The organism is Noviherbaspirillum sp., from assembly GCF_035254865.1.
GTDB lineage: Bacteria > Pseudomonadota > Gammaproteobacteria > Burkholderiales > Burkholderiaceae_D > Noviherbaspirillum.
The window spans coordinates 1-7,696 of the sequence record NZ_DATFAF010000074.1 but is presented as its reverse complement, the minus strand read 5'-3'; the positions used below and the strand labels follow the sequence as shown (position 1 = coordinate 7,696).

Annotated in this window: 8 protein-coding genes; 3 read left to right on the top strand and 5 right to left on the bottom strand. The window is 61.0% G+C overall.

Annotated features, from left to right (window positions below; all coding sequences use genetic code 11):
• The coding region (locus VJ651_RS17425) for a glutamate--tRNA ligase family protein (RefSeq protein WP_324108654.1) at positions 1-899 on the bottom strand (899 nt) is incomplete at its 3' end.
• 406 nt (positions 900-1,305) lie between these two features.
• On the bottom strand, positions 1,306-1,692 hold the full coding sequence (locus VJ651_RS17420; protein WP_324108653.1) for a helix-turn-helix domain-containing protein: 387 nt from the start codon (positions 1,690-1,692) through the stop codon (positions 1,306-1,308).
• Positions 1,693-1,776: 84 nt separating this feature from the next.
• On the opposite strand from VJ651_RS17420, the gene VJ651_RS17415 reads away from it, so the two are divergent.
• The 3 genes from VJ651_RS17415 (at position 1,777) to VJ651_RS17405 (ending at position 4,255) form a co-directional block, all read left to right on the top strand.
• A complete protein-coding gene (locus VJ651_RS17415; RefSeq protein ID WP_324108652.1) occupies positions 1,777-2,199 on the top strand; it encodes a PaaI family thioesterase in 423 nt (140 codons plus the stop codon).
• Between the two features lie 114 nt (positions 2,200-2,313).
• Positions 2,314-3,393, top strand: a complete 1,080-nt coding sequence (locus VJ651_RS17410) for a DUF2157 domain-containing protein (protein WP_324108651.1) — start codon at positions 2,314-2,316, stop codon at positions 3,391-3,393.
• Positions 3,394-3,835: 442 nt separating this feature from the next.
• Positions 3,836-4,255 carry a hypothetical protein gene (locus VJ651_RS17405; protein ID WP_324108650.1) on the top strand — a complete coding sequence of 140 codons (420 nt, stop codon included), beginning with the start codon at positions 3,836-3,838 and terminating at the stop codon, positions 4,253-4,255.
• Between the two features lie 14 nt (positions 4,256-4,269).
• Here VJ651_RS17405 and VJ651_RS17400 read toward each other — a convergent pair whose 3' ends face one another.
• The 3 genes from VJ651_RS17400 to VJ651_RS17390 all read right to left on the bottom strand — a co-directional run.
• Positions 4,270-6,336 carry a methyl-accepting chemotaxis protein gene (locus tag VJ651_RS17400; RefSeq protein ID WP_324108649.1) on the bottom strand — a complete coding sequence of 689 codons (2,067 nt, stop codon included), beginning with the start codon at positions 6,334-6,336 and terminating at the stop codon, positions 4,270-4,272.
• A gap of 200 nt (positions 6,337-6,536) precedes the next feature.
• Complete coding sequence (locus VJ651_RS17395) at positions 6,537-7,328, bottom strand: LytTR family DNA-binding domain-containing protein (RefSeq protein WP_324108648.1); 792 nt, start codon at positions 7,326-7,328, stop codon at positions 6,537-6,539.
• Positions 7,325-7,696, bottom strand: a 372-nt coding sequence (locus VJ651_RS17390; RefSeq protein ID WP_324108647.1) for a sensor histidine kinase, incomplete at its 5' end; no start/stop codon positions are given. The genes VJ651_RS17390 and VJ651_RS17395, both read right to left, overlap by 4 nt.

The following is a 7,696-nucleotide window of genomic DNA, read 5'->3' as shown; positions in this document are numbered from 1 at the left end:
TTGCTGGTGATGGCGTAGGTGAGGTTGAGGCGCGCGAATTCGGTTTGCTCGGGCAGCGGTTTCTTGAAGAAGCCGCCTTCGGCGAGGCGTTCCAGCACCCAGTCGTAGAACGGGCGGTGGTCCTGAAATTCGAGCGTGCAGAAGGAGTGCGTGACGTATTCGATGGCGTCTTCGATCGGGTGCGCGTAGTCGTACATCGGGTAGATGCACCACTTGTCGCCGGTGCGGTGATGATGCGCATGGCGGATGCGGTAGATCGCGGGGTCGCGCATGTTCATGTTGGGCGAGGCCATGTCGATCTTCGCGCGCAGGATGTGTTCGCCATCCTTGAATTCGCCGAGCTTCATGCGGCGGAACAGGTCGAGCGATTCGGCGGCGGGGCGGTCGCGGAAGGGCGAGTTCTTGCCGGGTTCGCCGAAGTTGCCGCGGTTCTTCGCCATGTCTTCGGCGCTCTGGCTGTCGACGTAGGCGTGGCCGGCGCTGATCAGGTATTCGGCCATCATGTACATCTGGTCGAAGTAGTCGCTGGCGAAGTAAAGGTGTTCGCCGCTGGCGTCCTTCCAGTCGAAGCCCAGCCACTTGACCGCGTCGAGGATGGTGTCGACGTATTCCTGTTCTTCCTTGGTCGGATTGGTGTCGTCGAAGCGCATGGTGCAGCGTCCGCCGTAGTCGCGCGCGAGGCCGAAGTTGAGGCAGATCGACTTGGCGTGACCGATGTGCAGGTAGCCGTTGGGCTCGGGCGGGAAGCGGGTCACGACCGTGGGCAGCGGGTTGCCGTTGGGGTCGGTGCGGTTGGCGTGCTTGCCCGAGCCGAGATCGGCTTCGATCAGGGCGCGCAGGAAGTTGGACGCGGGCGCGTTGTTGTCGGTGGCAGCAGTGTTCTTGGAATTGGTGCTCATGAGGAATTCTGGAAAGGCTGTGTCGTTGAATGGCTTAACAGGACATTTTACCGTAGCGGGACGGCGGAGCGGCGTTTGGCCGGCTTGACCGCAGGGCGGTTGCATGAAGCCACTAGCCTGTCCACGGAACACACGGAATACACGGAAAGGGCTTGTATTGCATTTTCCGTGTTTTCCGTGTGTTCCGTGGACAATAGATCTTGTGTTGCTGCAAAACGCCAGCCTTCATGTAGTCGCCTTGCCTTGGCAATCAGCGCGATTGCACGAAAACACTGCTCTGTCCACGGAAATCACGGAAAACACGGAAAGAGCTTGTGCTGTATTTTTCCGTGTTTTCCGTGGACAAAAAATAGCGCGTTACGTGCTCGACGCCGGCCTCCAGGTTATCGGCGTACTAGGGCGTTGTTCAGGCGCTTCTTTCCTTCGCGCGGCTGTAACAGGCGAGGTCCTCGCGACCGACGGTGCGCGCCCAGTCGTCCGCCCAGGCGGCCAGCGGACCGACGGCGGTCAGCAGGGAACGGCCGGATTCGGTCAGGCCGTAGCCGCCTTCGCCTTCGAGATCGACGATGCCGGCGTGACGCAATTCCTTCAGCCGCGTGTTGAGCGCGTTGGGGGAGGAGATCTGGCAGCTTTCCTGCAGGGCGCGGAAGGAGAGTCGTTCGCCGCTGCGCAGTTCCCACAGGATACGCAGCGCCCAGCGCCGGCCCAGCAGATCGAGCAGCGCCATGATAGCTTGCCCCGATTTGGAATTGCGGACGGGTTTTCCCGGTTCAATGATTTTTTTCGTCGCCATGTCTTGCTTGACCTTCGCCGTCTTTGTCGCTATCGTTTTGATAGCGCGCTATCTTTTTAATAGCATACACTTTCGGAGAATCTTGTGGACGAACTTTTGCAGCATGCGAAGCATTCCCTGAATTCCCAGCCGTTCAGCAAGCTGCTCGGCGCGGACATCGAACACATCGACGGAACCAATGTGTCGATCGGCCTGCCGCTGCGCGACGAGTTGAAGCAGCAGCACGGTTTTGCTCATGGCGGCGTACTGAGCTATCTGGCCGACAATGCGCTGACCTTTGCGGGCGGCATGGCGCTCGGGCCGGCGGTGCTGACGGCGGAGTTCAAGATCAATTATGTGCGGCCTGCGGTCGGCGCTTCGCTGGTGGCGCGGGCCGGCGTGATCTACGCGGGCAAGAGCCAGGCGGTGTGCCGTTGCGACATCTTTGCGCGCGATGCGGAATCCGAGAAACTGGTTGCCACCGCGCAGGGCACGATCAGCAAGGTGGAAAGCCTCAAGCGCGGCTGACCACCTGCGTAGCGGCCGGCAAAACTTCACCTTATACCTTCGGAGGAATTGCATCGCGTCACCGCATCGCATGAAATGGCGCTACATTAGCGAAACGACAAGCGCTGGAGAACCATGATGCTGAAACGCGAAGACCTGCAAGCCGCAGCGGACGCAGGCGTGCTCGATCCCCGGGAGATCGATGGCCTGCTGGCCTTTTTGTCGCAACGGGACCAGCAGGCGCAGCGAGGCACACCGCGCTTTTCCGGCACACATGTGCTGTACTACCTCGGCGGCATGCTGGCGATCAGCGCAGCCTCCCTGTTCGCCACGCTCGCGGTGGAAGCGCTCGGCATGGGTGCGCTGCTGGTGCTGTCGGTGCTGTACGCGCTAGCGGCGGTCGGCGTTGCGGTCGCGCTGGAAAAACGCGGCCTCGGTATTCCGGCCGGCATCTTCGCGACGCTGGCGATTGCACTCGTGCCGCTGGCCGTCTTTGCCTTGCAGCATGTGCTGGGCTTCTGGGCCGACGGGCCGACTGCGGAGCATTATCGCGACTATCACAGCTACATCGACTGGCGCTGGATACTGATGGAGCTTTCCACGCTGGCTGCCGGCGTCGTGCTGCTGCGGCGCTTCCGCTATCCCTTCCTGACCATGCCGATTGCCGTGACCCTGTGGTACATGGGAATGGACATTGTGCCGGCCTTGTTGCTGCAGGCGGGCGGTGGCAGCGTCGAAGCATTTGCTGGCGCGGCGTGGCAATTGCGCAAGGTGATCTCGCTGGTGTTCGGGCTGGTGATGCTGCTGATCGCCTTCTTCGTCGATCTGCGCTCGCGGCATGACAGGGATTACGCGTTCTGGCTTTACCTGTTCGGCCTGATGACGTTCTGGGGCGCGCTGTCGATGATGGGTTCGGGGCGGCTGGCGGGCAAGTTGGTGTGCCTCGCCTTGAATGTCGGGCTGGTGTTCCTCGGCGCGGTGCTTGGACGGCGCATGTTCGTGGTGTTCGGCGGGATCGGCATCGCCATGGTGTTGGGCGATCTGTCGTGGAACCTGTTCAAGGACAGCTTTGCCTTCGTGCTGGTGCTGACACTGCTGGGCTTTGCATTGATCGCAACGGGCGTGTGGTGGAGCAAGCGCGAGGCGGCGATTTCCGAGCGCCTGCGTACTTTGCTGCCTGTGCAGTTGCGCGAGCTGCTGGAGGCACGTTCCTGAGAAAATGCCGCGAGGAACATATTCCCTGATTCAATTGATCGAATCCCTCTATTTGACATCGCATAAAGCTTGTGAATTTCGGTCGAGAGCGCTTGATGTATATCTACGTGGCGCCGCGCGAAAGCCTATTAAATAGGCAGCGTAGAAGACTTGGCAATACGTATGAGGGGCATCCCGAAAACATCGTTATTCCCGGCTTCGCCAATGCACACTCGGCACCACTCGGCGCACTCCGCGCTTTCCGGCCGAGGCGCGCATCGGCGAGCGATTCAATCCACCAATGCAAGCGTCATCACCATTGCATGCCGAGGGAACGGCAGTCCGGCGTTTTTTGGATAGTCCAGGCGGTTCGGCTCGTTCACTCGCAAGGTCGCCAATGCAGTGCCACGGGCACGACCCACCGCCACATCGATCTGTAAGAACAATAATTGAGGAGCGATGAATGACGATTAGACGCGACGACTTGGTGGCCGCTGCTGCCGTGGGCCTGCTGCAGTACCGGCAGATCGACCCGCTGCTGGTATTTCTTCTGCAACGCGATGTGCGCCTGAAGCGCCAGGCGCTCATCGCGCAGGCGCAGGCAAAGCAGCGCAACGGATTTTATGTTTTCCTGTCGAACGTGGCGGCGCTGCTGGCGGTGATTACCGCGTCCCTGTTCGGTGTGCTGTTCACCACGCGATCCCTGCATTCGATGGGCTTTGGTGCATTGGCACTGTTTACGCTGCTGTATGGATTCGGTGCGCTGGCGCTCGTCTTCTGGTTCAAGCAGCGCGGCTACTGCGCGCGCTTCCGTGTGCTGTCGGCACTCATTATGACCTCGGTGCCGCTGGCCGTATTTGCGTTACAACAGGTTGCCAACTGATTCCAAGAACCTGTTCAGGCTGCGATGCGCTTCACCGGTGCGGTATGTCCGATGCGACGATTGCCGGCCTGACTCGTTACGCGCTGCGTCGCAGGCGCATTCCGTTCCGCATGCGAAGGCAGGCCCGTGACATTGTGGACAACGTCGAACTGCGAGTCGCTCAGGCGGAACATGCCAACCACCTGCGCCAGGCTGTGCGCCTGATCCCGTAACGCGTCCGCAGCCGCGGCGGCTTCTTCCACCAGTGCGGCATTCTGCTGCGTGGACTGGTCCATTTGCACGATGGCTTCGTTCACCTGTTCGATGCCGGTGCTTTGCTCGCTGCTGGCGGCGGTGATTTCCGCAATGATGTCAGAGACGCGCTTGATGCTGGTGACGATGTCATTCATCGTGTCGCCGGTCTGGTTGACCAGCCGTGTGCCGATGCCAACCTGGTCGACCGAGTCGTTGATCAGCACCTTGATTTCCTTCGCGGCGCTGGCGGAGCGCTGCGCGAGATTGCGCACTTCGGTCGCGACGACCGCGAAGCCGCGTCCCTGTTCGCCGGCGCGCGCGGCTTCGACCGCGGCATTCAATGCGAGGATGTTGGTCTGGAAGGCGATGCTGTCGATGACGCCGATGATGTCGACGATCTTCTTCGAGGACGCGTTGATCGAACCCATGGTCACGACCACATCCGCCACCATCGCGCCGCCCTTGCCGGCGATGTCCGAAGCGGACTGCGCCAGCTGGTTGGCCTGATGCGCATTGTCGGCGTTCTGCCTGACCGTACCGGTGAGCTCTTCCATCGACGACGCGGTTTCTTCCAGCGAGCTGGCCTGCTGCTCGGTGCGCGCGGACAGGTCGAGGTTGCCGGCGGCGATCTGGGAGGATGCGGTGGCGATGGTGTCGGTGCCCGAACGTACCCGAGTGACGATGTTCGTCAGGCCGACGTTCATTTCCTTCAATGCCTGCAGCAGTTGTCCTGTTTCATTCTTCGACTTGACCTCGATGCGCGTGCTCAGGTCGCCCGAGGCCACACGCTTTGCGACGGCAACCGCTTCGCGTATCGGCAGGCTGATGGAGCGGATGATCAGGTAGCCGACCACGCCGGCCAGCAGGGCAATCGCGAGAATGGTGCCGATCAGGACGTAGGTCGTGAACGTGAGCCTGGACGCGCGGTGGTGCAGGATGTCGTCGAGCGCGGCGATCGCAACATCATAAAACTGCACTTGCTCATCGATGGCCGCGGTCATCTTCGTGTAATAGTCCGAACCGGCGTAAGCGAACTCTTCCGGCTTCACGACCTGCTCGCTGGTCAGTTGCAATACCTCGCTGCCTTTGCTCGCGGCGCCTTGCAGTGCCGTGGCCAGTTTTTCCTGGATCGAGCGGTTCGACGCGATCGATTTTTCCAGCGAACCCTTGATGCCGTCCAGACGCTCGTTGGCCTTGTCGATGAGCGCCGCCATTGCCGCGCGTTCCTCCAGAGTCGATGCCTTCGCGGTGAGCACGGCAGAGCCGCGGGCGCGCATGCGGCCCAGCGTTTCCATCAGTGCCGGCGACTGGACGAGCGCCACGTCGATCAGGTAGTGGCTGTCGGCATCCGCATCGAGGCTAAGTCCGAAATGGTCGACGATGCGTTCATTGATCTTCAAGAGTTGGGCAATCAGGGCGGTATGTTCGGCAAAACTGTCGCTGCCGCTGAGGCTGCGCTTGGCCACCTTTCCCGTCACGGCGTTCCAGCGCGCCATGGCCTCCTTCCATGTCGAGAGGGTCGTGCTGTCGCCGAGCCTGCTCGCCGCCACATCCATTTCCGCGAAGGCCTTGTCGGCTTCTTCCTGCTTCGCGCTGCGTTCCGTCTGCGCGCTGTCGTTGCCGTTCAATACCATTGCGGAAAGACCGCGGTGCTGCTGGACCAGCCGGACCACGCTCAGCATGCTGCGCACCGGACGGATACCGCGCGCTTCGGCCGATGCGGCTGTCACGGCCTTGTTCGATTCATGGATGTACAGCGCGAGCGGCACGGATACCAGGATCACGCCAAACAGGGAAAGCAGCGCAAATTTCTGCCAGAGGAAAAGTCGGTTCAGGAGCGCGGTCATGCAATCATCTTTCTGTGGTCAGTTTGATTGCCCGACACGCTTTCTGCGACCGAGGGAAGGTTCTGTCTAGCTGCACGCCAGGCTTGATCTGTCGAGGGGGTGAGACAAGCTTTCGATACCGCGAGCAATCGTTATGAAGCAAAACGTGCTTCACGGCAATATTAACGATAAAACCGTCGCCGATCCTTGATGCAAAGCAATTACATCTGCTTGAACAGGTGCGCGAAAACCCTGCTTACAGTGAGGCTTTCACTGCGTCCGCGCAGTTTGACTGACAGCTTGCCGCTGTCATCGCGAATCGCCGCCTGGATGTGGTTGGCATTGACGATGGTGCCGCGATGGATTTGCCAGAACTGGTTGCCGTCGAGTTGCGGCAGCAATTCCTTCAGACTGGTGCGGATCAGGGATTCGCTGTCTGACGTCACGACATTGACGTACTTGTCGGTGGCCTCGAAATACACCACATCGGTCACCGGTATCATGCGGATCTGGTTGCCGATCGCGGCCCGGATGATGTTCAGGCGTTCTGACTCGACCGGTGCGGAGGGCACCAGCGCGCGCAGCTGGCCGACGATGCGCTCCAGTTCGTGACTGCGCTCCTGGTGCCGCGCCAGCCGCGCTTTCAGACGTTCGACGGTCTTTTCCATGCGGGCATCGCTGATCGGTTTCAGCACATAATCGGCCGCGGCCTGCTCAAATGCCTGCAAGGCATATTCGTCGTAGGCCGTGACGAACACCACGAGCGGGAAGGGTCGGTCCTCCGGCCAGTCCTCGGCCAGTTCCTGCGCCGCTTCCAGGCCAGTCTTGCCGGGCATCTTGATGTCGAGGAAGAGCACATCGGGACGCTGGGCCAACGCTTCCTGCACCGCGGCGGTGCCGTTTTCCACCACGCTGCCGATCTGCAGCTCCGGCCAGAGCCGTTGCAGCGTTTGCACAAGCGTGAAGGCAAGAATGGGTTCGTCTTCTGCGACGATGGCGCGGAATGTCGTCATAGTGGAAGTGTGATGTTCGCAATGACGCCGGACGGCGTGTTGGGTGTCAATGAGAAAGCCGCCTGCTCGCCATACAGCACGTGCAGGCGTTCGCGGATGTTGGCTTCGCCCACGCGCGTGCCGGATGACTGGGCCGCGGCTTCAAGGCCGAGACCGGTGTCGGCGACGGTCAGCATCAGGCGTTCGCCATCGCACACTGCTTTCACGTCGATATGGCCGCCATCCACTTTGGGTTCGAGGCCATGCTTGATCGCGTTTTCGACCAGCGGCTGCAGCAGCATCGGCGGCACCATCGTGTCGCGCAGTTCCTCCGACAGATGGAGCGCATACGACAGCCGCGCGCCCATGCGCACCTTCATCAGGCCGAG